Origin of the sequence: Mycolicibacterium elephantis DSM 44368, assembly GCF_004014805.1 — a bacterium.
Taxonomy (GTDB): domain Bacteria; phylum Actinomycetota; class Actinomycetes; order Mycobacteriales; family Mycobacteriaceae; genus Mycobacterium; species Mycobacterium elephantis.
The window spans coordinates 91,921-117,320 of sequence record NZ_ATDN01000089.1; the positions used below are offsets into that span (position 1 = coordinate 91,921).

Sequence of the window (25,400 nt, forward strand, 5' to 3'; positions counted from 1 at the left end):
GTCAGCGAGCTCCTTCGGTGGCGCGACCGACACCGGCCCGGCGGGGCGGAACGGTCAACGTGAAAGGTTCCAGCCCGACGGCTTCCGCCGGTGGACCGGCCTCGGCGAGCCGGCGGGCACGCTGGGCCTCCTGCTCGCTGGGCTCGGGAAGCGTGTGACACACCGCGGCGACGGCGGGTGCGTAGGGCGAGTCGGCGTCGTTGAGCGACGAGTACAACACGTCGATCGGGACGCGGTGGTCCATCAGCAGCCGGCGCCCGGCCGGCGGGTCGACGGTCGCGGCGAACTCCAGCACCACCGGCAGGTAGTCGGGCGCCTCCCCGCGGGGCGGCGGCACCCCGGCTTCGCGGTAGGCGGCGTTGAACGCCAGCATGTGGTGACCGCGGTTACGGGTGTCACCGGCGGTCCAGTAGGTCAGATACATCGTCGAAGCGCGCCGCAGGTCGAAGGTTTCGACGTAGCGGGCCGCCGCGCTCGCCCAGTCACTGGCACGCAGCGCCGCGGCGGTGCGGCCGAGCAGTGTCGCCGCCGGTTCGCCGATGTGCGCCAGCAGTTCGTCGACGGTGTCCAGGCGGCCCGCACAGCCGTCGTCGGGATAGCACAGCAGCAACGACGCCGCCTGCCACACCAGACGGTCGGCCAGCGGCACCGAATTCGATTTGCGGCCCCGCAGTTTCATTTGGCGGCTCCCTCGTCGGGGAACAAGCCCGTCGGTACGCCGCGGCCGTCCCAGTTGAGCAGGTTGACCCGGGACGTGCGCTCGGCGTTGGCCGCCATGCCGTCGCTGGTCTGGCGGTGGTGCAGGGCGTGGAACGTTTCGACGGCCACCGGCACCGGCCCGCCGCTGGCCTCCCCGAACGGGCCCGATTCATACATCCCCGGACCGCCCTCGAACGACAGCGAGCATCCGGTCTCCTCCGGCGGGTGCTGCTGGTCGATGGCGTAGGCGGTCGGAATGACATAGCGCTCTTCATATTTCGCCAACGCCAGCAGCCGGTACATCTTGTACATCTGTTCCTCGGTCATTCCGACCGATTCCGGGATGTGCGGCTGGGTTTCTCGGCCCAGGTTGATGTCGCGCATGTAGGAGCGCATCGCCGCCAGGCGGCGCAGCACACCCTCGACGGCGTCGGTGTCGCCCGCGGTGAACAGGCCGGCCAGATACTGCATCGGGATGCGCAGGGCGTGCAGCGCGCCGAACAGGTTGCCGAGTTCCTCACCGTCGTGCCCGTCGCGGGCGATCGCGTCGACGACCGGTGACAACGGTGGGATGTACCACACCATCGGCATCGTGCGGTACTCCGGATGCAGCGGCAGCGCAACCTGATAGGTGTGGATCAGCGCATACACCGGTGAGCGTTGCGCGGCCTCGATCCACTCGTCGGAGATGCCCTCGGCGTGCGCGCCGGCGATCACCTGGGGGTCGTGCGGGTCCAGCAGGATCGACTTCTGCGCCTCGTACAGGTCGGTGTCGCGTTCCACCGTCGCTGCTTCCAGCACCCGGTCGACGTCGTAGAGCACCACACCCAGGTAGCGCAGCCGGCCCACGCACGTCTCCGAGCACACCGTCGGCAGCCCGACCTCGATCCGCGGATAACAGAATGTGCACTTCTCGGCCTTGCCGGTCTTGTGGTTGAAGTACATCTTCTTGTACGGGCAACCCGACACGCACATCCGCCAGCCCCGGCAGCGGTCCTGGTCGACCAGCACAATGCCGTCCTCGGTGCGCTTGTACATCGCGCCCGACGGGCACGACGCCACGCACGACGGGTTCAGGCAGTGCTCGCAGATGCGCGGCAGGAAGAACATGAACGTCTGCTCCAGTTGGAGCTTCACCTCATCGCTGACCTGCTTGAGCACCGGGTCGCCGGGCACGATCTCCGGTGAGCCGCCCAGGTCGTCGTCCCAGTTGGCCGACCACGAGATGTCCATCGGCTCACCGCTGATCAGGCTGCGCGGCGGTGCCACCGGCATCTGATCCGACAGCGGCGCCGACATCAGGTTGTCGTAGTCGTAGGTCCACGGCTCGTAATAGTCCGAGATGTTCGGCATCTTCGGGTTGGCGAAGATCCGCAGCAGTTTCGACAGCCGTCCCCCGTCACGCAGCCGCAGCCTGCCCTTGCGGTCGCGGATCCACCCGCCGCGCCAGCGTTCCTGATCCTCGTACTGCCGCGGATAGCCTTGTCCCGGCCGGGTTTCCACGTTGTTGAACCACACGTACTCGGTGCCGGGCCGGTTGGTCCAGGCCTGTTTACAGGTCACCGAACAGGTATGGCACCCAATGCATTTGTCCAGGTTCATCACCATGGCCATCTGCGCCATGACCTTCATGAGAAGACCACCTCCTGGCTTCGCCGCCGCACCACGGTCACCTCGTCGCGCTGATTGCCGGTCGGGCCGAGATAGTTGAACGCGAACGCGTTCTGCGCGTAACCGCCGGCCAGGTGGCTCGGTTTGATGAGCAGCCGGGTCAGCGAGTTGTGGATCCCGCCGCGCTTGCCGGTGGTCTCGGTCAGCGGCACGTCGATGGTGCGTTCCTGCACGTGGTAGACGAAGACGACACCGTCGGGCATCCGGTGGCTGACGATCGCCCGACACACCAGAACACCGTTGCGGTTGACGGCTTCCACCCAGTCGTTGTCCGCCACCCCGATCTTGGCGGCGTCGCCCGGGCTCATCCACATCGTCGGTCCGCCGCGGGACAGCGACAGCATCAGCAGGTTGTCCTGATACTCGGAGTGGATCGACCACTTGGAATGCGGGGTCAGGTAGCGCACCGTCAGGCCCACCCCTTCCGAACCCACCTGCGGCTCCCCGAACAGGCGGTGCATGTCCAGCGGTGGCCGGTAGATCGGCAACTGTTCGCCGAGTTCTTCGAGCCAGTCGTGATCGAGGTAGAAGTGCATACGACCGGTCAGCGTGTGAAACGGTTTGAGTTCCTCGATGTTGACGCTGAACGGCGCGTAGCGGCGACCGCCGGTCTCACTACCCGACCACTCCGGACTGGTGATCACCGGCACCGGGCGGGCCTGGGTGTCGGCGAAGGTGATTCGGCGTTCTTCGCTGCCCTCCGCCAGATGCGCCAGCGGCCGGCCGGTGCGTCGTTCCAGGTCGCGGAAGCCCTCGACGGCCAGACGGCCGTTGGTGGTGCCCGAGAGAGCCAGTATCGCCTCGGCCATCCGCTCGGCGGAGTTGATCGCCGGGCGGCCCTCGGCCACACCGGAATTCATCACGCCGAACTTGGCGGCGAGCTCGTCCACCTCCTTGTCCGGGTGGAACGTGACGCCCTTGGTGGTCATCCCGAGGCGGTCCACCAGCGGCCCCAACGTCAGCCACTTGTCGATGATCGCCGGGTAGTCACGCTCCACCACCGCCAGCGGGCCCATCGTCTTGCCGGGCACCGGGGTATGTCCGGTCGTCCGCCAATCATGCTCGGTCCCACCGGGATAGGACATCGCACCCGGGGTGTCATGTTGCAGTGCGCTCATCACCACGTCGGTGCGCTTGCCGAGGTGTTTGACCGCCAGCGCGCTGAACGCCCGGGTGATCGCGCCGAACGCCTCGTAGTCTGACCTGGTCTCCCACGGTGGGTCGATCGCCGGGCTGAACGCGTGCACGTAGGGGTGCATGTCGGTGCTCGACAGGTCGTACTTCTCATACCAGGTGGCCGCGGGCAACACCACGTCCGAGAGCAGGGTGGTCGACGTCATCCGGAAGTCGATGGACATCAGCAGGTCCAGCTTGCCCTCGGGAATCTCGTCGGTGCAGGTAACGCCGTTGGGCCGCAGGTGATCCGGCGCGGGATCGGCCTGGAGGTTCGAATCGGTGCCGAGCAGGTGGCGCAGGAAGTACTCGTTGCCTTTGCTCGACGAGCCGAGCAGGTTGGACCGCCACACACTGAGCACCCGCGGCCAGTTCGCCGGATTGTCCGGGTCGGTGACGGCCAGCTTGAGCCCGCCCGACGCCAGCTGCTGCCCGACGTACTCACCGATGTCCTGGCCGGCCTCGCGCGCGTCGTCGGCCACGTCCAGGCTGGACCGGTCGAACTGCGGATAGAACGGGCTCCATCCCATCGCGGTCGCGGAGGCCAACACGTCCATCGTGTGGCGGTCGCGGAACCGTCCGCGCGCCGTCGGGCTGGCCAGCGCGTCGGCGCGGTAACCGTCATAGCGCCACTGGTCGGTGTGGACGTACCAGAACGACGTGCCCGGCACCTGGCGCGGCGGGCGCGACCAGTCGGTGGCCATCGCCATCGTCGCCCAGCCGGTGACCGGCCGGCACTTCTCCTGTCCGACGTAGTGCGCCCACCCGCCGCCGTTGCGTCCCATCGACCCGGTCAGCAGCAGCATGGCCAGCACCGCGCGGTAGGTCGCGTCGCCGTGGAACCACTGGCAGATTCCCGCGCCCATGATGATCATCGAACGCCCACCGGATTCCTCGGCGTTGCGGGCGAACTCCTTGGCCACCCGGATCGCTTGCGCCGCAGACACTCCGGTGATCGGCTCCTGCCACGCCGGCGTGTAGGGGTGGGCGGCGTCGCCGTAGCCGGCGGGCCACTCCCCCGGCAGCCCCGGCCGCGTCACCCCGTACTGGGCCAGCATCAGGTCGAACACCGTGCACACCAGGTGCTCACCCACCCGGCGCACCGGCACGCCACGGGTCAGCGTGGCGCCCTGGCCGTCGATGCCGTCGAACCGCGGCAGCACCACCTCCGCGACCTCACCCTGCCGGCCCGGCGGCGGAGCGACGGTCAACGCCGGCGCCAACTCACCGAGGTCGAGGTTCCACTTGCCCACCCCGTCCTCACCGAAGCGGAAGCCGAGCGAACCGTGCGGAACGGTGACGGTGTCGGTGGCGCCGTCGAGCAGCGCCGGCTTGAACGCCGCGTTCTCCTGTTCGGCGAACTCCGCGCCAAGGTCGGCCGCGGTGAGGTTCTTGCCGGGCACCAGTGCGCCGTCACGCTCCTCGAGCTTCACCAGGAACGGCAGGTCCGTGTACTGGCGGGCATAGTCGACGAAGAACGGGACACGGTTGCGCACATAGCATTCCGTGAGGATCACGTGCCCCATCGCCATGGCCAGCGCCCCGTCGGTGCCGGCGGCGCACGGCATCCACTCGTCGGCGAACTTGGTGTTGTCGGCGTAGTCCGGGCTGACCGTCACGACTTTCGTACCGCGATAACGCACTTCGGCCATCCAGTGCGCGTCGGGGGTGCGGGTCACCGGGACGTTGGAGCCCCACATCATCAGATACGACGCGTCCCACCAGTCGCCGGACTCCGGCACGTCGGTCTGGTCACCGAAGACCTGCGGGGAGGCCACCGGAAGGTCCGCATACCAGTCGTAGAACGACGTCATCACGCCGCCGATCAACTCGATGAAGCGTGACCCCGCCGCGAACGACACCATCGACATCGCCGGGATCGGCGAGAAGCCGGCGACCCGGTCGGGACCGTAGCGTTTGATCGTGTGCACGTGGGCAGCGGCGATCATCTCCGCGGCCTCGGCCCAACCGATCCGCACGAGGCCACCCATCCCGCGGGCCCGTTGATAACGCCGTCGCCGCTCGGGATCGGCCTGAATGTCGGCCCAGGCCGCCACCGGATCACGCAGCCGGGCCTTGGCTTCCCGGTACATCTCGACGAGCACCCCGCGGGCGTACGGATAGCGAACCCGGGTGGGCGAATACGTGTACCAGGAGAACGCAGCCCCGCGCGGACACCCGCGCGGTTCGTACTCCGGCCGGTCCGGGCCCACGGAGGGATAGTCGGTCTCCTGGGTCTCCCAGGTGATGATCCCTTCCTTGACGTAGACCTTCCAGGAGCACGAGCCCGTGCAGTTGACGCCGTGGGTGGACCGGACGATCTTGTCGTGGCTCCACCGGTCGCGGTAGAAGACGTCACCTCGGCGGCCACCGCGCCGGATGACCGTGCGCCCGTCCTCCGAGATCTCGCCGGGGGTGAAGAAGCGGCCGCTGCGCTCAAGCAGTTCCTCGATCCGGCCGCCCGTGCGCGGCGGTGTGGTGGTCATGGCGTGGACTCCTCGCGAACGGCCGTGGATTCGTGCGCGTGTAGCCGCAGTGCCGTGTACGCAAATGCCACCAGCGCGGTGGCCACGAGCAGCAGCAGCCCTATCGTGTAGTCGTTGTCGACCGGGTCATAGCTGGCGCCCATCACCAGCGGCGGGAAGTAACCGCCCAGTCCGCCCGCGGCCGCGACGATGCCGGTGACCGAGCCCACCGACCGAGCGGGTGAGCGCAGGGCGACCCAGGCGAACACCCCGCCGGTGCCGACGCCGAGGAAGACCGCCAGCGTGATGAACGTCGCCGCCGACCACACGTCCGGCGGCGGTTGGAACACCGCGATGAAGGCCAGCAGGGCGGTGCCCGCGAAGGACGCCAACACCACGTACTTCGGCGCGAACCTGTCCGCGAGCGCGCCGCCGACGGGTCGAGCCAGCACCGCGGCGAGCGCGAAGCCGGCCGTACGGGCGCCCGCGTCGACGGCCGAGAAGTGATAGATGGTCTTGATATAGGTGGGTAGATAGTTGCTGAATGCGACGAAGCCACCGAAGACCACCGCATACAAGAACGACATCTCCCACGTGACGCGTAGCTTCGCGGCCGCCGCCAGCTTCGGCAGCACCTTGTCGGTGTTCGGGACGAACGTCGGTGAGTTTTGCATCGCCACCAGGCACAGCACCGCGGTCAGCGCCAACACCACCGCGATGATGACGTGGGTTGGGAACAGCCCGAACCAGCCGACGAAGCGCGGGGTGAAGAACGCCGACAGCGCGGTGCCGACCATGCCCATCCCGAACACGCCCGTCGCGAAGCCGCGCCGCGAGGCCGGGTACCAGTTGTTCGCGAAGGGTATGCCGACGGCGAAGATCGTTCCGGCGATACCGAGGAAGAAGCCGCACACCAGCAATCCCGGATAGGAACCGGCCGCCCCTGCCGCGCCGACCGCGAGCACCGGGATGATCGACGCCAGCGAGATCGCGATGAACATCACGCGCCCACCGAATCGGTCGGTGAGCGAGCCGATGACGATCCGGCCGAGCGATCCGACCAGTATCGGTGTCGCCACGAGCACGGACGCCTCGGCGCTGCTCAGCGAGAGGTCCCCGGCGTACAGCGTGGACAGCGGGCCGATCATGTTCCAGGCCCAGAAGTTGATGGCGGAGACCCAGGTGGCCAGCGCCAGGTTGACCGTTCGTCGTGCGCCGGCGTCCGGCGTTGTCGCCGTGTTCACGGCTCCAGACAACCACCGAATGCCGAAGTCAGTACCGTTTTGGTGAAAACCACTGTGCCGCTTGATTCATCTGACCTCTGCCCGTGGCCGGACGGTGGTCATCAGGTGATAGGCCATCGCGAGGAAGATGCACGCCCACGCCGCCAGCGCGATCCAGATCTCGACGTCTCCGATGGCCCTCACGATCGGCAGGTGGTCGGCCTGCCCGAGGTACAGCGCACCCACGCCGTACATGCCCAGTGGGAACACGATGCTCCACAACGTCGGGTCGTAGCGCAACGGGACCCGGTGGACCACGTGCCGCCAGACGCCGCCCGCGAGCAGTGGCGGAATCAGCCAGCTGCCGAACGCCCAGAACGTCACCGACGCGCCCGCGATAAGGCCGCGGGTGGCCGCAACCATTGGGGCGTCGGCCATCTCGACGATCCTGGCACCGGCCAGCACGGTGATCGCGGTGGCGCCCATGGCGACCCAGTACGGCGGGGTCAGATCGGCGGGCTCGAACGGGTACATCAGCATCCGGACGACGACCAGCACGGCGACCACCGCGTACAGGAACACCCCGACCGACCAGGAGAAGACCGCGATCAGCGCCAGTTCCCGTCGGCCAGAAGTGAGTTCGGGCTGCAGCACGGCCGCCAGCACCGCGACGGACTGGCTGGCGACCACCCAGATGAACCACGCGCCGTTCGCGACGTGCAGGGTGGGGCGCGGCCGGTGGCCCAGTACCGCTGTCCACGGCACGACGTAGCCGAGGATCACCCAGGCCACCACTGCGACGACAAGCAGGATGAGCGCCGCCCGGTAATGGGCGTCGAGGGCCAGCCGGGTGCCGAGCACATTGGTGGCGGCGACGAACGTGAACATGCCGAACCCCCGGCGTGGGTCGGCCAGGTCGGCCGCGAAGTCCGCGCGGAATGCGGCGATCCGCACCGCGCTCAACGCGACGAGAACGCCGTAGGCGGCACAGGTGAGCCACAGCAGCGCCACCGAAACGGTATCCGCGTGGTGGTACTGCATCGCGATCGACACGATGCCGGTGGCCATCACCAGTGCGAAGTAACCGGGGTGCAGGGTTCGTACGGCCTTGTGCACTCCCGATTCCCGCGGTGTCGGCACCGCCGTGCGCTTCGCCATCTCGCGTCGACCCTAACCGCCCTCCACCAGCGCGGTGGCGAGAAGCACGACGCCCAGCGAGCCGATCAGCGAGGCGATCGAAGCGGTTCTGGCCGCGCTGGGCCGTCGGCGCGCCTGCGCCATACCGTGCAGGGAGGCCGCCACCATCACCGCGGCGAACAACAGCACCTTCACGATGAGCACCCGGCCGTATCCGGGTTCGGACAGCGAGGCCCACGTGACGCCGTGCCGGACGGCCAGCAGGACCCCGGTGGTGATCTGCACGGGCAGGAACACGGCGAACGTGACGAGCGCGAACCGCCGGCCGACGTTGCGCAGCACCTGCGCCCGGTCGGGCACGCTGAGCAACCGGTAGGCGGGCGGCAACACGATCAGGGTCACCGTCAGCTGACCACCGACCCACACGATGGCCCCCACCACATGAAGAAACCGCACCACGGTCCAGATGTCGATCATGGCCGGTCCGTCACCTCGATGACACCGTGCGCGCCGCCCTCGGCGTGGCGCATGTCGTGATCGACGAACGGGTAGTGGCCGGCCTCGGGAAAGCTCAGCTCGACGAAACCGCCTTGGGCGGGCGCCAGATCCAGCACCTGCGCGCCGCCGGACCGCGCGTCGGGGCCCAGCACCCAGGCGCCTTCGCGGTAGACGGTGTCGAACTGGCCGCCGACGACGTGAAAGGCGGTGCTGCCGCCGGGTCCCGCGTTGACGACCCAGATCCGGACCCGCTCACCCGTGTGCGCCCGCAGCGGCGCGTGGTCGTACTGAGCCGCCATGCCGTTGAACATCCAGCCGTCGGGTTGGTCGGCGTTGATCTTGTCGACCTGCTCCTGCCCGCCGGGCTCACCGAGATAGAGCTGGGCGGACACCAGCGCGTACTCCCGGTCCACCTCGGGCAGCCCGGGCGGGTCGATGATCACCGCGCCGTACATGCCGTTGGCGATGTGCTGAGACATCGGCATCGTGCTGCAGTGGTAAAGCCAGGCGCCGGCGCGGTGCGCGGTGAACCGGTACACGAGTCGCTCGCCCGGATCGATGGTGCGCATCGGCCCGTCGGGGGCCAGCGCTCCGGCATGGAAATCGATGCCGTGACCCATCTCGGTGTCGTTGATCAACGTGATCTCGAACCGGTCGCCCACCCGGCCGCGCAGCGTTGGCCCGGGTGCCGAGCCGGCGAACGTCCATCGCTGTTCCTGGCGTCCTGGCGCGACTTCCAATTCCCGGTTCACGGCGCGCAATTCGATGCGATGCACGCTTCCCGTCGCCGGCTCGAGCGCGGCGTCGCGCGCCACCCATCCCGGCGACGGGTCGGCCGCCAGATCCAGCACGCCGGGAACGTCGGAGGCGTCGGTCTCCGGAGCATGGTGGTGTGCGCCCTGGACCCGGATCGACATGGTCATCCCCGCGGCGCGGTGACCCGCCACCGCGCACCACGCCTCGCGATCGGTGTAGACCGGCCCGACGTCCAGGAGCGCGGTCTGCCCTCGGCGCAGACGAGGGGTGCGCTCACCGCTGTCTAGCTGCAGGTCGTGCACCATCGCCTCGCGGTTGGTCACCCGCAGCACCAACCGGGTGCCCTCGGGCACCTCGACGGTGTCCGGGCGCACCCGCATCTCGTCGAGCACGACGTCGACGGTGAGCACCCCACCGGACTCCGTGGTCGGCGGGTCGGCGATCTGGTGTTCGGTCTGCTGACCGGTGCCGGCGGCCACCACGGCGAGCACGAGCGCGACCACGCCGATCAGGACACCCAACGCGGTGCCGGGAATTCGTAACACAAGATCAGATAACGCAGCGGTCACCATCCCCGGTAGGGACATTGGTCCCCTTCCGCGACGACTGCAGCCCCTAGCGCTTCACCGCCTGCTGGGCCATGCTCGCAGCGAGCCGGAGGAGATGATTTCCCGTGCGGTCGCGATTCGCCGTGATGTCGGTTGCCCTGCTGGTCACAGGAATGGTCGCGGCGTGCGCCGACGGCACCGGCGACAGCGCCGAGCGCACCGAACCGGGTCCGGTGACCGGCGCCGTGTGGGTCGCCAACGAGGGTGCGGACAGCCTCAGCGTCGTCGATGCGGCCACCGACGCCGTCGTCAGCACGCTCGAAGGCATCCAGTCGCCGCACAACGTCCAGTTGGGTTCCGATGGCGACATCGCCTACGCGGTGAGCGGCAGCACCAACAGGGTCGTCGCCATCGACACCGCCGCGTACGCGGTCCACGCGTTCGCCGACACCGGGCCGGGCCCCGCGCATGTGATCGAGGCGCCCAACGGCAAGGTGTATGTGACCAACGCCGGAGACGGCACGGTATCGGTCTATCAAAGTGCGGCGTTGACGCCGGTCACCACTATTGACCTCGGCGGCATGCCGCACGGGCTGCGGGCGGCGGCAGACGGTTCGGTGATCGTGGTGGCCAACACCATGGCAGGCAGGCTCGATCTGATCGATCCGGCGACCGACGCGCTGCGGGGGTCCGTGCCGGTGGGCAGCGAACCGCTACAGGTCGCGGTCACCGCCGACGGCCGCTATGCGTACAGCAGCGTCACCGAACCCCCGGCCGTGGTGAAGGTCGACCTCATGACAAAAAAGGTGGTGGGCAGCACCGACGTTCCCACCCCGCCGGTGCAGCTGTACCTGACTCCGGATGAAGGCTCGGTGCTGAGCGCCGATCAGGGAACCGTCGACGCGCCGGGCCGGACCGTGTCGGTGATCGACACCGAGGCGATGCTCCCGCGGGGCACGGTCGACGCGGGTTCCGGGCCGCACGGTGTGGTGATCGACACCGACGCGACGCGGGCGTGGGTGACCAACACGTTCGACGACACGGTGTCGGCGATCGACTTGGACGACCTGTCGGTGTCGGCGACGATCCCCGTCGGCCGTGAACCCAACGGAATCAGTTATTCGCCCCGACCGCCCGCCGCGGACGCCCCCGTCACCACGACGTTGAATCTGCCCGCGCCGGAACACCAGTCAGCACACGGCCACGGCCACTAGGTCAACGTCAACGCTCGCCGCGCGTATGCGCGCACGTCGGCATCGCTGTCGTCCAACGCCTGGCCGAGCGCGTCGCGCGCGGCCGGTTCTGAGGCCGCCCAGCGCGTCAAGCTCAGCACGGCGGCCTTGCGCACGTCGAGGTGCCGGTCGGCCAGTGCCCGCGACAGCGCGGGCACGGCGACCGTGGGCGACGCACCCGCAAGCGCCTTGGCCGCGCCCTCCCGCACCTGCCAGGCGGGCTCCTCCAGCGCGAGTCGCACTTCGGGGACATCGCCGTCGCCGCATCCGATGGCTCCCAACGCCGCCAGCGCAGCCGCCCGGACCAGCGGGTCGGCGTCGGCGAGAAGCGCACGAACGGTGTCGGCGCCGGCGCGCAGGGTCGCCAGGCCCTTTGCGACCGCAATGCGGACCTCACGGTTGTCATCGCGGGCGGCGGCGCTCACACCGTCCACATCGTCGACGGATACCACAGCGCGTACCGCTTCGATGCGGACCCGGTGATCGGTGTCATGAAGCGCCTGCCGGTACTGGCCGGGCTCGCCGGCCCTGCAGGACGCGAGCACATGCACCGCTGCCGCGCGCACGACAGCATCGGGCGAATGCAGGTGCTTGGCAAGGTTTTCCGGATCAGGAAGGACCTCGACGAGCTCACGCACCCCGGCGGCCGCCTCCCGTCGCACCTCGGGGTCGTCGTCGCCGAGCGCGGTCAGCAGAGCCGACCCGTAACCCTCGGGCAGATGCTCGGTCAGGGTGCGCACGGCCGTTCGCCGGACGTCGCGATCCGGGTCGGTCAAGAAGTCGAGCAGGTCCGGCAGCATCGGAGACTCCAAGGCCAGCACCGCGGCGATCCGCGGCGACGGCGGCGGCCCCGACGGTGCACGCACCCTGGTGGTGGTCGCGGCGGGCGCGCGCCCCACAGCGGAAAGCGGCTGCTGCACGGCTGCCGCGGCCGCGTCCGACGGAAGGTGCTCGAACTCGGGCACCGGGACGAAATACGGCGCTACCGGCCGCTTCAGAAACGCCATCGTGCCGTCGGCCGCCTTGTGCAGGTTGAGGTGGTAGCGCCAGTTCTGGTCGTCGCGCTCGGGAAGATCCGCCCGGTCGTGATAGAGCCCCCACCTCGACTCGGTGCGGGTCAGTGACGAACGGGCGGCCATCTCTGCGCAGTCCCTGATGAACGACACCTCGACTGCGCGCATCAGCTCGTGTGGTGTCCGCGCGCCCATCTCCGCGATCTCGGTGCGCATCCTCTCGAACGTCGCGACGGCGATCGACAACTTCGACGCCGTCTTCGGCGGCGCCACATAATCGTTGACGAAGCGGCGCAGCTTGTATTCGACCTGGGGCTGCGGCGGGCCGTCGGGATGGCGCAGCGGACGGTAGATGAGCTCGTGGGCCTCGTTGAGCTGATCGCGCGGCAGGGTCCGCGGTGCGGTCACACCGGGCAGCGTCGACGCCGCGTGCGCGCCGGCGAGATCGCCGTAGACGAACGCGCCGATCATGTAGTTGTGCGGCACGCAGGCCAGGTCACCGGCCGCGTAAAGTCCCGGCACGGTGGTGCGGGCGTGTTCGTCGACCCAAACCCCGGAGGCCGAATGCCCGCTGCACAGCCCGATCTCGGAGATGTGCATCTCCACGTCGTGGGTGCGATAGTCGTGTCCGCGGTTGGCGTGAAACGTCCCGCGAGTGGGCCGTTCGGTGGTGTGCAGGATGTTCTCCAATGCCGTCACCGTCTCGTCGGGCAGGTGCGAGACCTTCAGATAGATTGGGCCGCGGGCAGATTCGATCTCCCGCTTCACCTCGGCCATCATCTGGCCCGACCAGTAGTCTGAGTCGACGAACCGCTCCCCCAACGCGTTCACTTGGTAGCCGCCGAACGGGTTGGCCACGTACGCGCAAGCAGGCCCGTTGTAGTCCTTGATCAACGGGTTCACCTGGAAGCACTCGATGCCGGACAGTTCGGCGCCGGCGTAATAGGCCATCGAGTATCCGTCGCCGGCGTTGGTCGGGTTCTCGTACGTGCCGTACAGATAGCCCGAGGCGGGCAGGCCCAGTCGCCCGCACGCTCCGGTGGCCAGGATCACCGCCTTGGCCGCGACGGCGACGAATTCCCCGGTGCGAGTGTTGAACGCGGCGGCGCCGACGGCCCTCCCGGTGTCGGCGGTGAGCACCCGCACCGGCATCAACCGGTTCTCGATGCGGATCCTCTCACGCATCGAGCGTTGCCGCAGCACGCGGTAGAGGGCCTTCTTGACGTCCTTGCCCTCCGGCATCGGCAGCACGTACGAACCCGACCGGTGGACCCGGCGCACGGCGTATTCGCCGTGCTCGTCCTTCTCGAACTTGACCCCGTAGCGTTCCAGCCGCTGCACCATCGCGAAACCACGCGTCGCGGTCTGATACACGGTGCGCTGATTGACGATTCCGTCGTTGGCGCGGGTGATCTCGGCCACGTAGTCCTCGGGGGTGGCTTTGCCGGGGATGACGGCGTTGTTCACTCCGTCCATTCCCATCGCCAACGCACCGGAATGCCGCACGTGCGCCTTTTCCAGCAGTAACACCTGCGCGCCGTGCTCGGCGGCGGTGAGCGCAGCCATGGTGCCCGCGGTGCCGCCGCCGATCACCAGCACGTCGCAGTCGAGCCGGATGGTGTCATCGAGGGAAGGTATCTGCATCATGAGTTGTTCAGGGCTGCAATGATTTCTGTGCGTAAAGCACCGCGGTCCACGGTCGTGGAGCGCGGCTCGGGCACCTCGAGCAGAGCGCGCAACGGCTGGCCGACCCGACCGAGCACCGCCACCCGGTCGCCGAGGATCAACGCCTCGTCGACGTCGTGGGTGACGAACACGATGGTCGTCGGGTGGGCGCACCAGGTGTCGATCAGCAGGCGCTGCATGGCGGCCCGCGTCTGGGTGTCCAACGCGGCGAACGGTTCGTCCATCATCACCGCGCGCGGCGCGCCGGCAAGCCCCCGCGCCAGCTGCACCCGTTGACGCATTCCGCCCGACAGGCTCTTGGGCAGGTAGTCCGCGTATCCACCCAGCCCGACCTCGTCGATCCAGCGTTCGGCGCGCTCACGTCGGCCTCCACGGGGTGTCCCGCGCAGTGCGAGCGCCAATTCGATGTTGGATCGCACCGATCGCCACGGCAACAGCGCGCTGTCCTGGAACACCATTCCGCGGTCGCGCGAGGTGGTGGTGACCTCGGCCCCGTCGGCGAGCACCCGGCCGGCGGCGGGTGTCAGCAGACCGGCCAGGGCACGCAGCACGGTGGACTTGCCGCACCCGGACGGCCCGGTCAGCACCAGGATTTCGCCCGGCTGGACGGTCAGGCGTAAGCCGTCGACGACCGGCACACCGGTGTAGGACAACCGCACGTCGTCGAGTTCGAGCCGCATACCTTGCACCGAAGTGGGCGCTGCCGTGGCGGTCATCGCCCGTTCTCCTCGCCGCGCGGCAACCAGCGGGTAGCGCGTCGCCCGATGAGTTCGACCGCGGCCGCGGTGGCGAAACCGAGCACGCCGATCGTGATGATGCCGACGAACACGTCGGCGTAGTTCAGCACGGTGTACGCCTGCCAGGTGCGGTACCCGACACCGAGCCGGCCCGAGATCATCTCCGCCGAGATCACACAGATCCAGGCCACTCCCATGCCGACCGAGAGCCCGCCGAAGAGCCCCGGCAGGATGCCCGGCAACACCACGCGGCCCAACACGTCCCACCGGTTTCCGCCCAGTGTGCGCACCGAGTCCTCCCATATCGTCGGCAACGCGCGAACGGCGTGGCGGGTGCTGACCATGATCGGGAAATATGCCGCCAGGAACGTGATGAACACGATCCCGGCTTCATCGGTGGGAAACAACAGGATGGCCACCGGAACCATCGCGATCGCCGGGATCGGGCGCGCCAGTTCGGTCAACGGGCCGAACACATCGGAGAACACCTTGGAGCGGCCCAGCATGATGCCGGTGACGACACCGACGGCCGCTGCCAGTCCGAACCCGGTCAGGATGCGGATCAGTGACTGCCCGAGGTCCAGCCAGTACTCCTGGCCGCCGATGCGGTTCACCAACGTCGCGGCGACTTCGGTGACGGTGGGCAGGGTGTCGAAGCGCAGAAACAACCGAATGTCGTTGGCTGTCAACAGCTGCCATAACCCGACGGCGGCCAGCACCGAGGTCAGCCGGATCCCCCTGCGGCGCCATTGCGTTGCTCTGCCTTCCCGGCGGACCGTCGGCAGGTCCGATGCCGGCGCCTCGACAACAGTGCCCGGCCGGTCAGGAACCAGTTGCGCGCTGGTTGCGTCGGCAGTTGTCACGCCGCGCCCTCCAGTGCCCGCTGGTAGTCGACGGCGGCCGTACCCGGATGGGCGTCGATGAACCGCTGGGCGCCCGCCGGGGTGGCGAAGGGCAGGAAGGTCTGGCCGTCACGCACCCAGATGGCCTTGTCCGCGAACCACCGGGTGCCGAACTCGGTGTCGGCGACGTAGGCCGCGCGCACGGTCGCACCGCGTGCGGTGGCCTCGCGGACCGCCTTCAGAAGGCAGGTCGGGTTGGCGGCCGGCTGGGTGGTGTCGGCACCGTCCAGCCACAACTCGCCGGCCTGGGCCGGGTCGGCCACCGGGGCGTCGCAGACCGGGTCGGCGCCGCTGATCACCGACGGGTTCGCGGTCGATGACACCGCCAGGTCGTAGTCGCGGCCGCGCTCCTGGAACGCGTTGCGAAGCGGCGCGTCCTCGACGAAGCCTGCGACGTCGAGCTCGGCGAAGTCGCCGATCGACTTGAGATAGGGCACATCGCCTTCGAGCGCTTCCACCAGCGACGGCTTGAGCGTGGTGTCGAACGATGTGCCGCCGGGGCCGTTGTAGAGGTACACCACCTCCTGCGGCAGGCCGCTGGCCTCGGCGACGATGCGCGCGGCCGCCAACGGTTCGGAGTTCAGGTAGTCCGTGGCGTCCAGTTGGGCTTGCAGAAACGCGTCGAGCACCTCGGGATGCTCGGCGGCGTACGCCCGGCGGACCACCACTCCGTGCAACGTCGGGTAGTTCCGTTCTGCCCCGTCGTACAGCAGCTTCGCCTTGTCCTGGTACACCAGCAGTCCGGGCCACGCGACGAACTGGGAAAGGGCCTGTACCTGGCCGGATTCCAGCGCGGACGCACCAACCTGGGGCTGCTGATTGAGCACCTCGACACCGGTGTTCGGGTCGATGCCCGCCTGCGAGAGCGCCCGTACCAGCGTTCCGTGGCCGGCCGAGCCGACGCTGGCTGAGATCTTCTGCCCGTCGAGGTCGGCCAGCGTCTGCGCCGGCGAACCCGGGGCCACCACAACCATGTTCAACGCACCCTTGGGGTGATACCCGGTGACCGCCACGATCTCGGTTCGGGCGCGTTCGTTGGACTGGGTCCGAGAGCCGTTGATGAGCATCGGGTAGTCGCCCATCGAACCGATGTCGATCTTCTCGGCCACCATCTGCGCGGTGATGGGCGCCCCGGTGTCGTAGTCCTGCCATGTCACCTCGTACCGGGTCCCGGTGCGTGAGGTGATATCGGCGAGCCGCCGTTCCAGATAGCCCTGCGCACGCAGCAGAGTGCCTGCGGTGACGGTGTTGATGGTCTTGGATTGGTAGCCGATGACGACGTCGACGACGTCGCCTGACGAGCTCGATCCGGCGTCGAGCGAGCAACTCGATGCAACCAAGGTGAGCCCGGCGGCCAGCGCCGCGAGGCGCAGAGACGGTCTGGTCATGTGAATGTCCTCAACGAATCAGGTACGGCATGTTGACGGTGACGGCGCCGGTGGGACAGCGGGCTGCGCACGGCCCGCAGTACCAACACTCGTCGACATGCATGTACGCCTTCCCGTTGTCGGGGTTGATCGCCAGGGAGTCCAGCGGGCAGATGTCCACGCACAGGGTGCAGCCGGTGATGCACAAAGATTCGTCGATCGTCACCGGCACATCGGCACGTTGGTTGACCAGCGTCATGGGATGCTCCTGATAAGGCTGCCGCGCATGGTGATTCGGTCACCGCGCATGCGGATGTATTCGAGGTCGACGGGCCGGCCGTCGTCGAGGCTGGTGAGTCGTTCCCAACATGAGCAGTGCCGCACCGGTGGGCACCTGAAGTGTCGCCGCCGAATGCGGATCTGCCGAAACAGCTTCCAGCGCCAGGGTGGCCGAACCCAGACGCTGACCGGAGACCTGTTCGATGAGCGAGAACACGTCGTTGTGCTCCAGCGGATGCCGCAACACTTCGGCGCCGATGTCGGGGGCCAGATAGGTCTGATCCAGCGACAGCGGCAGATCGCTCACGTAGCGCAGTCGTTCGACGAACACGACGCTCTCTCCAGGCTGCAATCGCAGACGGCGGGCCACCGCAGGCGGTGCGGCCAGGTGTGCGACCGTGCGAACCTGGTTGTGGACTTCGCCGTAATCCTTGAACGTCTCCTGCAGCCCGACGAGCCGGTCGAGTCCGTGGTCATACTTGCGGACCGCGACATGGGTGCCCACTTTGGGTCCACGCTCGATCAGCCCCTCGTTCTTGAGCGTGGCCAGCGCGTCACGAATCGTGTTGCGGGACACGAAGAACTCCGCGGCCAGATCTTGTTCGCCGGGCAGTCCTCCTGCGTAACCGCCCGCGTGGATCTGGTGTCGCAGAACGTCGGCGACCTGGCGGGCTCGGTCCGCGCGAGGCCGCCGGATCGGCGTCGGCTCGGATTGGGGCATGCGGACACGGTAAGTGCACTGGTGACCGTCTCGCAGCGCGCGCAGGTGCCGGTCGGGCTAGGTTAACTCATTGCGCCGCTGCGATTTCGCCGCGACCAGGTCAAAGGTGCGGCATCGAGCCGCATTACGCCACCTACGGTGGCCCGAGATTTAACAATCGCGGTGAGCGAAAGTCCCCGCGCGGACCCGTGACGAGCGGGCGGCCGCTACTCCGCGTCGCCGTCCCCGTCGCCGTCGCTGTTGTCGCGCAAGGCCTGCGCGGCGGCGCGGATCTGCGGGGTCACGAGCATCACCTGGCCCAGCACGCCGTTGACGAAACCCGGTGAGTCGTCGGTGGATAGCCGCTTGGCGAGTTCGACGGCCTCGTCGACGGCCACCGGTTCGGGCACGTCGTCGGCGTACAGCAGTTCCCACACCGCCACCCGAAGGATGGCGCGGTCGACGGCGGGCAGCCGCTCCAGCGTCCACCCCTGCAGATGCGCCGAGATCAGGTCGTCGATGTGCGCGGCGTGCTCGGTGACCCCGTGCGCCACCTTCACCGTGTAAGGGTTGAGCGGTGCGACATCGGATTGCTTGTCTGCCAAGGCGTTTCGCGCGTCGGCCGCTTCGGCCGGGGTGATGTTTCTGGCTTCGGCCTCGAACAGCAGGTCTACGGCGCGTTTACGGGCCTGATGGCGACCACGGTCGGGCCCACGATCAGGCATTCACCCTTCCTAGGTAACTGCCGTCGCGGGTATCGATCTTGAGTTTGTCGCCGGTGTTGATGAACAACGGCACCTGGATCTCGGCGCCGGTTTCGACGGTGGCGGGCTTGGTGCCCGCGCTGGAGCGATCGCCCTGCAGCCCCGGCTCGGTGTGGGTGACCTCGAGTTCCACCGTGACGGGCAACTCGAGGTAAAGCGGTGTGCCGTTGTGGAAGGCGATCTGCACCGGCATGCCCTCCAGCAGGAACTTGGCGGCGTCACCGACCATCGACTCGGGCAGCGGGTGCTGCTCGTAGTCCTCGGAGTCCATGAACACGAAGTCGCTGCCGTCGCGGTAGAGGTAGGTCGCGTCGCGCCGGTCCACGGTTGCGGTTTCGACCTTCACGCCCGCGTTGTAGGTCTTGTCGACGGTCTTGCCAGAGACCACGTTCTTCAGCTTGGTCCGCACGAACGCCGGCCCCTTGCCTGGCTTGACGTGCTGGAACTCGACGATCTGCCAGAGTTGGCCGTCGATCACCAGCACGAGGCCGTTCTTGAAGTCTGCAGTCGTTGCCACGGTCGGTTGTTCTCCTGTCAGAGGATCGCCAGTTCCTTGGGGAACCGGGTGAGCAAGTCAGGTGTGCCCGATTCGCCAACGACCAGCGTGTCCTCGATGCGGACGCCACCACGGTCGGGCAGATAGACACCGGGCTCCACGGTCACCGCAGAGCCAGCAAGCAGTGTACCGGCGGACGCGGCACCGATTCCGGGCGCTTCGTGGATCTGCAGCCCGACCCCGTGGCCGAGGCCGTGGCCGAAGTTGTCCGCATAGCCGGCGTCGGCGATGACCTGCCGCGATGCGGCGTCGACGTCGCGCAACGGGGTGCCGGGGACGAGCGCCTCCCGCCCGGCGCGCTGCGCCGTGGCGACCAGTTCGTAGATGTCGCGCTGCCACTGCGCGGCCGGCGCCAGCACGAAGGTGCGCGTCATGTCGGAGTGGTAGCCGCTGACCAGCGCACCGAAGTCGATCTTGACGAAGTCGCCGGCGGCCAGCACCGCGTCGGTCGGCCGGTGGTGCGGAATCGCCGAGTTCGGGCCCGCCGCCACGATCGTCTCGAACGACGGACCGTCGGCGCCGTGGTCGAGCATCAGCGACTCCAGCTCCCGGCGCACGTCCTTTTCCGTGCGCCCCGGCCGCAACCCGCCGCGCTCGAGGAGGTCGGCCAGCGCGGCGTCGGCGGCCTCGCAGGCCAGCCGCAACAACGCGACCTCGCCGGCGTCCTTCACCTCCCGCAGCGCTTCCACCGTGCCCGCGGCGCGCACCAGCTCGACGTCCTCGCCTGCCGCCTTGACCAGCGCGGCGTGGCCGTCCACCGTCACCACGTGGCTTTCGAAGCCGAGCCGCCGCACCCTGTCCGCGGCGGCGCGCCCGGCCAGGTGCGGCCCGCAGGCCCGCTCGATGACGATCTCGGCGTCGGGAACCTGCGCGGCGGCCTGAGTGCGGTACCGCCCGTCGGTGGCCAGCACCGGTGTGTCGTCGTCGGCCCGGACCAGCAGGGCCGCGTTGGATCCCGTGAAGCCGGTCAGATACCGCACGTTGACCAGGTTCGATACCAACATGGCGTCCAGGTCGGCGGCGGCGAGCCGCTCGCGCAACCTCGCCCTGCGCTGTGAAATAGTCACAGCAGATGAAGCTACTCGCTAAGGTGAGGCCCCATGAGTAAGTGGTTGCTGCGCGGACTGGTGTTCGCGGCCCTGATGGTGATCGTGCGATTGCTGCAGGGAGCGATGATCAACGCGTGGGAGACCAAGGCGGGTCTGATCAGCGTCGTGCTGGTCGTGCTGTTCGCCATCGCCGTGTTCGCCTGGGGTGTGGTCGACGGGCGCACCGATGCCCGGTCCAACCCCGATCCTGATCGCCGCGGCGACCTCGCGATGACGTGGCTGCTGGCCGGCCTGTTCGCGGGTGTGGTCAGCGGGCTGGTGGCCTGGTTCATCTCGCTGTTCTACAAGACGCTCTACGTCGAGGCGCTGCTCAACGAGGTCACCACGTTCGCGGCGTTCACCGCGCTGCTGGTGTTCCTGATGGCCGTCGCCGGCGTCGCGCTGGGCCGCTGGCTCGTCGACCGCAAGGCCGACCAGACGCCGCACCTGCACCAGGCCGGCGACGATGACCGCGCGGACACCGACGTCTTCGCCGCCGTGCGCCATCCCGGCGGCGATGAGACCTCCGAGATCCCGACCGAAGAGCGTCGCCAGGATCAACCCTGATCGGGGCCTGAGCACCGACTGCGGTGAACCCGGACGAGTTGTGCACGTCCGACCAGTGGAGTGTGCTGTCCTCGGCGGCGTCCAACTCCCAGCTCGCCGGCGTTCTCGGCGGTTTCCTGATCACCGCGATCGCCCTGTTGTTCGACAAGAACAGCCGCGAAGCGGTGCACACGCTGGCGCTGTTCTCCTCCGCGGTCCTGGTGCTGATGCTCGACAGCTTCCTGTTCAGCCTGATCACCGGGACCCAGGTACCCGACGGGGAGCGACGCGCGACGTGCGCGATCGCCTGGACCCAGGGCGCGGTGTCGACGGGGATGCTGGCCGCCGGTGCGACGGCGCTCTTCGGCGGGCTGGGCTGGATGCTGGCCAGCCACGCCGTCAACAAGGTCGCCGACCAGGATGTCGACGACGTGCGCGCGTACTGCTTCATGGCGGAACTGGGCGGCTGGCTGACGTTCGCGGCCGCGATGACCGCGACGCTGATCGTCTCGGAGACCTCGATCGACTACCTGCGCTTCATGTACGGGCACCGGCCCGCCCTGTGGATCGAAGGACTCATCATCGTCGCCTGCGCGGTGTTCATCGTCACCGATTTCGTGCTGGTGTCCCTACGGACCCGGGCGTTGCGAAGGTCGTTGTCCGACATCGCCGAACCCACGCTGCTGGAGTTGCGGTCGATCAAGTTCGCGACGACGGGGATCGTGGTGCTCGCGATCGGCGGATCCTGGTTGGCCGTGAGCCTGGCGCGGGTTCCCGGCGGCTGGCTGACGGCGCCCAACGTGGTGATCGTCGGCTTCGTGCTTGTGCTGACGCTGATTCTGCCGACGATCATCTCGACCGCGATCTGCTACTCGGTGCCCTCCACCGACGCACGGTCGTCCGAGCCGAGGCTGGCCAGATACCGCAAGGCGAGCAGGTAGCCCTGCACACCCAAACCGACGATGACGCCGGTCGCCACCGCGCTGAGGTAGGAGTGGTGCCGAAACTCCTCGCGTTTGTGGACATTGGAGATGTGCACCTCGATCAGCGGTGCGCTCAGCTCGGCGCAGGCATCGCGCAGCGCGACCGAGGTGTGTGTCAGCGCACCGGCGTTCAGTATCACCGGGTCGCCCGCGTCGGCGGCGGCGTGGATGAAGCGCAGCAGCTCGGTTTCGCTGTCGCTTTGGCGCACAACGGCTTTCAGGCCCAGCTCCTCGGCTTCGCGTTCGATCAGCAACACCAGGTCCTCGTAGGTGGTGGCGCCGTAGACGTCGGGCTCGCGACGGCCCAGCCTGCCGAGGTTGGGTCCGTTGAGGACCAGGACGGTGGTCATGGGCGTGCTCCTTCCGCGATCTCGGAGTAGGCCGCCGCCAGCAGTGACGGGTCCGGCCCTTCAAGGCGCCCCGGCTTGCCGAGCCCGTCGAGCACGACGAACCGCAACACGCCCGCCCGGGTCTTCTTGTCGCCGGCCATGTACTCCAGCAGTTGCGGCAGCGCGTCGGCGTCGTAGCTGACCGGCAGCCCCAGCGCCCGCAGAATCGTGCGGTGCCGCGCGGCGGTGTCGTCGTCGAGCCGCCCGGCGAGCCGGCCCAGTTCGGCGGCGAACACCAGGCCCACCGACACCGCGGCGCCGTGGCGCCACTGGTAGCGCTCCCGGCGTTCGATGGCGTGCGCGAGCGTGTGGCCGTAGTTGAGGATCTCGCGAAGTTGCGACTCCTTCTCGTCGGCGGCCACCACCTCGGCCTTGACCGCGATCGCGCGGCGGATCAACTCGGCCAGCACCGGGCTCTTCGGGTCCAGCGCCGCCTCGGGATCGGCCTCGATCATGTCGAGGATCACCGGATCGGCGATGAAACCGGCCTTGACGATCTCGGCCATGCCGGCGACCAACTCGTTGCGCGGCAACGTTTCCAGGGTGGCCAGGTCGACGAGCACGGCGGCGGGCTGGTGGAAGGCGCCCACCAGGTTCTTGCCGGCGTCGGTGTTGATGCCGGTCTTGCCGCCGACGGCGGCGTCGACCATGCCCAGCAGCGTGGTCGGGACGTGCACGATGTCGATGCCGCGCAGCCAGGTGGCCGCGGCGAAGCCGGCGACGTCGGTGGCCGCTCCCCCGCCCAGGCTGATGATCGCATCCTTGCGGCCGACCCCGATGCGGCCCAGCACTTCCCAGATGAACCCGACCACCGGCAGGTCCTTACCCTTCTCGGCGTCCGGAATCTCGATGCGGTGCGCGTCGATCCGATTGTCGGCCAGCGTGATTCGGATGGCTTCGGCGGTCCGCGCCAGCACCGGCTGGTGCAGGATCGCGACCCTGTGCCTGCCCTGCATCCGCTGCTCCAGTTCGGTGAGCAGGCCGGTGCCGATGATCACCGGATACGGCGGGTCCACGTGTACTTCTACGGTGACGGGTTCAGTCACGGTTGGCCTTCTGGTTGCGGGCGGCGAGCGTGGCGGGCGACGGCGGCGCCGCCGTGCTCGGTTCTGCGGTCAGCGACGAGGGGCCGCGCCGCCACGGTGAGCGGCGCCGCCGGCGCGGCGGTTCGGGAGCGTCGGGGTTCTCCAACCGGTTCACGATGTGGCGCACGACCGCGCCGGGGTTGCGCCGATTGGTGTTGACCCGCATGGTGGCCACCTGCCGGTACAACGGAACACGTTGGGACATCAACGCTTTGAACTTCTCAGCACGGTCGCCGCCGGCCAGCAGCGGGCGCACGGTGCTGCCGCCGGTGCGGCGGACCCCTTCTGCGGCGCTGATCTCCAGATAGATGACGGTGTGTCCCTTCAGCGCGTCGCGCACCCCGGGGGTGGTGACCGCGCCGCCGCCCAGCGACAGCACCCCGTCGTGGGACGCCAACGCGTCGCGGATGACCTCTTCCTCGATGCGGCGGAATTCCTGCTCGCCGCCGGTTGCGAAGATGTCGGCGATGGTGCGGCCGGTCTTCTCCTCGATCGCGGCGTCGGTGTCGAGCAACGCGAGATCCAGCGCTTTGGCGAGTCGGCGCCCGATGGTCGACTTACCCGACCCGGGCAGGCCGACCAGTACCGCTTTGGGAGCCATCAGCCCGACGCCTGCACCGACTGCGCGGACGGTTCGCGCTCGCGCACCGTGCGCAGGTAGTTGTCGATGTTGGCCCGCGTCTCGGTCAGCGAGTCGCCGCCGAACTTCTGCAGTGCGGCCCGGGCCAGCACCAGGGCCACCATGGTCTCGACGACCACACCCGCGGCCGGCACCGCGCACACGTCCGAGCGCTGGTGGATCGCGGCGGCCTCCTCGCCGGTGGCCATGTCGACCGTCGCCAACGCGCGCGGCACGGTGGAGATCGGTTTCATCGCCGCCCGCACCCGCAGCGGCTGGCCGTTGGTCATGCCGCCCTCCAGGCCGCCGGCCCGGTTCGTGGAACGCACGACGCCGTCGGCGCCGGGATAGATCTCGTCGTGGGCGACGCTGCCGCGGCGCCGCGCGGTCTCGAAGCCGTCGCCGATCTCGACACCCTTGATCGCCTGGATGCCCATCACCGCGCCGGCCAACTGGCTGTCGAGCCGGTTCTCGCCGCTGGTGAACGAGCCCAGCCCGACCGGAAGGCCGTGCGCCACCACTTCGACGATGCCGCCGAGGGTGTCGCCGTCGCGCTTGGCGGCCTCGATCTCGGCGATCATGGACTTCTCCGCCTCCTCGGCATACGCGCGCACGGGGCTGGCGTCGATGGCGGCCAGGTCCGACATCTGCGGCGGCGGCCCGTCATATGGATCGGAGGCGCCGATCGAGATGATGTGGGACAGCACGTCGATGCCGAGCGCCTGTTTGAGGAACTGCTTGGCGACGGTGCCTGCGGCGACGCGGGCCGCCGTCTCGCGGGCACTGGCGCGTTCCAGCACCGGGCGGGCGTCGTCGAAGCCGTACTTGAGCATGCCCGCGTAGTCGGCATGCCCGGGCCGCGGCCGGGTCAGCGGGGCGTTGCGCGCGGAGTCCTCCAGCGCGGCCGGGTCGACGGGGTCCGGCGCCATCACGGTCTCCCATTTCGGCCACTCGGTGTTGCCGATCTGGATCGCGATGGGGCCGCCGAGCGTGACGCCGTGCCGCACCCCGGCCAGCATCGTGACCTCGTCCTGTTCGAACTTCATCCGGGCGCCGCGGCCGTAGCCGAGCCGGCGACGGGCGAGCTGAGCTGCGATGTCGTCGGTGGTGAGCTGCACGCCGGCAACCATGCCCTCGAGCACGGCCACCAGCGCGCGGCCGTGAGATTCACCAGCTGTGGTCCATCGCAACACGCCGCCATTCTCTCATGGCGATTTGGGCGCGTTCACGGTCGCTGAGCGGGGGTTGGCGCGCCGAAATCGCAACGCGGGTGTCACGTGAGCG

22 protein-coding genes and 1 pseudogene are annotated in these 25,400 nt (G+C 68.6%); 3 read left to right on the plus strand and 20 right to left on the minus strand.

Going from position 1 to position 25,400, the window contains the following annotated elements; translation table 11 throughout:
- Position 1: 1 nt before the first annotated feature.
- The 7 genes from narJ to MELE44368_RS26130 all read right to left on the minus strand — a co-directional run bounded on the left by narJ (position 2) and on the right by MELE44368_RS26130 (position 10,167).
- Complete coding sequence (gene narJ / locus MELE44368_RS26100) at positions 2 to 679, minus strand: nitrate reductase molybdenum cofactor assembly chaperone (protein ID WP_128111114.1); 678 nt, start codon at positions 677 to 679, stop codon at positions 2 to 4.
- Positions 676 to 2,331, minus strand: a complete 1,656-nt coding sequence (gene narH / locus MELE44368_RS26105) for a nitrate reductase subunit beta (protein WP_128111115.1) — start codon at positions 2,329 to 2,331, stop codon at positions 676 to 678. Before narH ends, narJ begins: the two co-directional genes overlap by 4 nt.
- Positions 2,328 to 6,029 carry a nitrate reductase subunit alpha gene (locus MELE44368_RS26110; RefSeq protein ID WP_128111116.1) on the minus strand — a complete coding sequence of 1,234 codons (3,702 nt, stop codon included), beginning with the start codon at positions 6,027 to 6,029 and terminating at the stop codon, positions 2,328 to 2,330. Before MELE44368_RS26110 ends, narH begins: the two co-directional genes overlap by 4 nt.
- A complete protein-coding gene (locus MELE44368_RS26115) occupies positions 6,026 to 7,252 on the minus strand; it encodes a nitrate/nitrite transporter (protein ID WP_128111117.1) in 1,227 nt (408 codons plus the stop codon). Before MELE44368_RS26115 ends, MELE44368_RS26110 begins: the two co-directional genes overlap by 4 nt.
- A gap of 66 nt (positions 7,253 to 7,318) precedes the next feature.
- A complete protein-coding gene (locus MELE44368_RS26120) occupies positions 7,319 to 8,389 on the minus strand; it encodes a tellurite resistance/C4-dicarboxylate transporter family protein (RefSeq protein WP_128111118.1) in 1,071 nt (356 codons plus the stop codon).
- A gap of 12 nt (positions 8,390 to 8,401) precedes the next feature.
- Positions 8,402 to 8,845 (minus strand): hypothetical protein, encoded by a 444-nt coding sequence (locus MELE44368_RS26125; RefSeq protein WP_128111119.1) that lies wholly within the window; start codon positions 8,843 to 8,845, stop codon positions 8,402 to 8,404.
- Positions 8,842 to 10,167 (minus strand): multicopper oxidase domain-containing protein, encoded by a 1,326-nt coding sequence (locus MELE44368_RS26130; protein ID WP_241566779.1) that lies wholly within the window; start codon positions 10,165 to 10,167, stop codon positions 8,842 to 8,844. Before MELE44368_RS26130 ends, MELE44368_RS26125 begins: the two co-directional genes overlap by 4 nt.
- Positions 10,168 to 10,295: 128 nt before the next feature.
- Between MELE44368_RS26130 and MELE44368_RS26135 the strand changes: the two genes are divergently transcribed.
- Positions 10,296 to 11,384: a YVTN family beta-propeller repeat protein gene (locus MELE44368_RS26135; RefSeq protein ID WP_306439175.1), complete on the plus strand. Its 1,089-nt coding sequence runs from the start codon at positions 10,296 to 10,298 to the stop codon at positions 11,382 to 11,384.
- Here the strand turns inward: MELE44368_RS26135 and MELE44368_RS26140 are convergent.
- The 9 genes and pseudogenes from MELE44368_RS26140 to MELE44368_RS26180 all read right to left on the minus strand — a co-directional run bounded on the left by MELE44368_RS26140 (position 11,381) and on the right by MELE44368_RS26180 (position 20,473).
- On the minus strand, positions 11,381 to 14,059 hold the full coding sequence (locus tag MELE44368_RS26140; protein WP_128111121.1) for a fumarate reductase/succinate dehydrogenase flavoprotein subunit: 2,679 nt from the start codon (positions 14,057 to 14,059) through the stop codon (positions 11,381 to 11,383). The two genes, MELE44368_RS26135 and MELE44368_RS26140, sit on opposite strands and share 4 nt — an antisense overlap.
- Positions 14,059 to 14,817 (minus strand): ABC transporter ATP-binding protein, encoded by a 759-nt coding sequence (locus MELE44368_RS26145; protein WP_128111122.1) that lies wholly within the window; start codon positions 14,815 to 14,817, stop codon positions 14,059 to 14,061. Before MELE44368_RS26145 ends, MELE44368_RS26140 begins: the two co-directional genes overlap by 1 nt.
- Complete coding sequence (locus MELE44368_RS26150; RefSeq protein WP_128111192.1) at positions 14,814 to 15,671, minus strand: ABC transporter permease; 858 nt, start codon at positions 15,669 to 15,671, stop codon at positions 14,814 to 14,816. Before MELE44368_RS26150 ends, MELE44368_RS26145 begins: the two co-directional genes overlap by 4 nt.
- A 26-nt stretch (positions 15,672 to 15,697) precedes the next feature.
- The gene (locus MELE44368_RS26155) at positions 15,698 to 17,128 is read right to left on the minus strand and encodes an ABC transporter substrate-binding protein (protein ID WP_128111123.1); all 1,431 of its coding nucleotides are present in this window, start codon (positions 17,126 to 17,128) and stop codon (positions 15,698 to 15,700) included.
- A gap of 10 nt (positions 17,129 to 17,138) precedes the next feature.
- Positions 17,139 to 17,366, minus strand: a complete 228-nt coding sequence (locus MELE44368_RS26160) for a 4Fe-4S dicluster domain-containing protein (protein WP_128111124.1) — start codon at positions 17,364 to 17,366, stop codon at positions 17,139 to 17,141.
- Positions 17,363 to 18,107: pseudogene (locus MELE44368_RS26165) on the minus strand (GntR family transcriptional regulator). Before MELE44368_RS26165 ends, MELE44368_RS26160 begins: the two are co-directional and overlap by 4 nt.
- Before the next feature lie 206 nt (positions 18,108 to 18,313).
- Positions 18,314 to 18,811, minus strand: coding sequence for a transcription antitermination factor NusB (gene nusB, locus MELE44368_RS26170; RefSeq protein ID WP_128111125.1), 498 nt, complete (start codon positions 18,809 to 18,811; stop codon positions 18,314 to 18,316).
- Positions 18,804 to 19,367 (minus strand): elongation factor P, encoded by a 564-nt coding sequence (gene efp, locus MELE44368_RS26175; RefSeq protein WP_128111126.1) that lies wholly within the window; start codon positions 19,365 to 19,367, stop codon positions 18,804 to 18,806. Before efp ends, nusB begins: the two co-directional genes overlap by 8 nt.
- 17 nt (positions 19,368 to 19,384) lie before the next feature.
- Entirely contained in the window at positions 19,385 to 20,473 is a 1,089-nt protein-coding gene (locus MELE44368_RS26180) for a M24 family metallopeptidase (protein WP_128111127.1), read from the minus strand.
- Positions 20,474 to 20,506: 33 nt separating this feature from the next.
- Here MELE44368_RS26180 and MELE44368_RS26185 point away from each other — a divergent pair, with 33 nt between their 5' ends.
- Complete coding sequence (locus tag MELE44368_RS26185) at positions 20,507 to 21,061, plus strand: B-4DMT family transporter (protein WP_128111128.1); 555 nt, start codon at positions 20,507 to 20,509, stop codon at positions 21,059 to 21,061.
- Between the two features lie 23 nt (positions 21,062 to 21,084).
- A complete protein-coding gene (locus MELE44368_RS26190) occupies positions 21,085 to 21,981 on the plus strand; it encodes a hypothetical protein (protein WP_128111129.1) in 897 nt (298 codons plus the stop codon).
- Here MELE44368_RS26190 and aroQ read toward each other — a convergent pair.
- The 4 genes from aroQ to aroC are packed head-to-tail and all read right to left on the minus strand — an operon-like array spanning position 21,909 to position 25,309.
- Complete coding sequence (aroQ, locus tag MELE44368_RS26195; RefSeq protein ID WP_128111130.1) at positions 21,909 to 22,373, minus strand: type II 3-dehydroquinate dehydratase; 465 nt, start codon at positions 22,371 to 22,373, stop codon at positions 21,909 to 21,911. The two genes, MELE44368_RS26190 and aroQ, sit on opposite strands and share 73 nt — an antisense overlap.
- Positions 22,370 to 23,458, minus strand: a complete 1,089-nt coding sequence (aroB, locus tag MELE44368_RS26200) for a 3-dehydroquinate synthase (RefSeq protein ID WP_128111131.1) — start codon at positions 23,456 to 23,458, stop codon at positions 22,370 to 22,372. The genes aroQ and aroB overlap by 4 nt, the downstream gene beginning before the upstream one ends.
- Complete coding sequence (locus MELE44368_RS26205; RefSeq protein WP_064891564.1) at positions 23,451 to 24,098, minus strand: shikimate kinase; 648 nt, start codon at positions 24,096 to 24,098, stop codon at positions 23,451 to 23,453. Before MELE44368_RS26205 ends, aroB begins: the two co-directional genes overlap by 8 nt.
- Entirely contained in the window at positions 24,098 to 25,309 is a 1,212-nt protein-coding gene (gene aroC, locus MELE44368_RS26210; RefSeq protein ID WP_064891565.1) for a chorismate synthase, read from the minus strand. Before aroC ends, MELE44368_RS26205 begins: the two co-directional genes overlap by 1 nt.
- Positions 25,310 to 25,400 lie beyond the last annotated feature (91 nt).

Excerpts from the sequence above, each read along its gene's own strand:
- narJ (WP_128111114.1), bottom strand. The coding sequence starts at position 679 with ATGAAACTGCGGGGCCGCAAATCGAATTCGGTGCCGCTGGCCGACCGT.
- narH (WP_128111115.1), bottom strand. The coding sequence starts at position 2,331 with ATGAAGGTCATGGCGCAGATGGCCATGGTGATGAACCTGGACAAATGC.
- MELE44368_RS26110 (WP_128111116.1), bottom strand. The coding sequence starts at position 6,029 with ATGACCACCACACCGCCGCGCACGGGCGGCCGGATCGAGGAACTGCTT.
- MELE44368_RS26120 (WP_128111118.1), bottom strand. The coding sequence starts at position 8,389 with ATGGCGAAGCGCACGGCGGTGCCGACACCGCGGGAATCGGGAGTGCAC.
- MELE44368_RS26125 (WP_128111119.1), bottom strand. The coding sequence starts at position 8,845 with ATGATCGACATCTGGACCGTGGTGCGGTTTCTTCATGTGGTGGGGGCC.
- MELE44368_RS26140 (WP_128111121.1), bottom strand. The coding sequence starts at position 14,059 with ATGCAGATACCTTCCCTCGATGACACCATCCGGCTCGACTGCGACGTG.
- MELE44368_RS26145 (WP_128111122.1), bottom strand. The coding sequence starts at position 14,817 with ATGACCGCCACGGCAGCGCCCACTTCGGTGCAAGGTATGCGGCTCGAA.
- MELE44368_RS26155 (WP_128111123.1), bottom strand. The coding sequence starts at position 17,128 with ATGACCAGACCGTCTCTGCGCCTCGCGGCGCTGGCCGCCGGGCTCACC.
- MELE44368_RS26160 (WP_128111124.1), bottom strand. The coding sequence starts at position 17,366 with ATGACGCTGGTCAACCAACGTGCCGATGTGCCGGTGACGATCGACGAA.
- nusB (WP_128111125.1), bottom strand. The coding sequence starts at position 18,811 with ATGCCTGATCGTGGGCCCGACCGTGGTCGCCATCAGGCCCGTAAACGC.
- MELE44368_RS26185 (WP_128111128.1), top strand. The coding sequence starts at position 20,507 with ATGAGTAAGTGGTTGCTGCGCGGACTGGTGTTCGCGGCCCTGATGGTG.
- aroQ (WP_128111130.1), bottom strand. The coding sequence starts at position 22,373 with ATGACCACCGTCCTGGTCCTCAACGGACCCAACCTCGGCAGGCTGGGC.
- MELE44368_RS26205 (WP_064891564.1), bottom strand. The coding sequence starts at position 24,098 with ATGGCTCCCAAAGCGGTACTGGTCGGCCTGCCCGGGTCGGGTAAGTCG.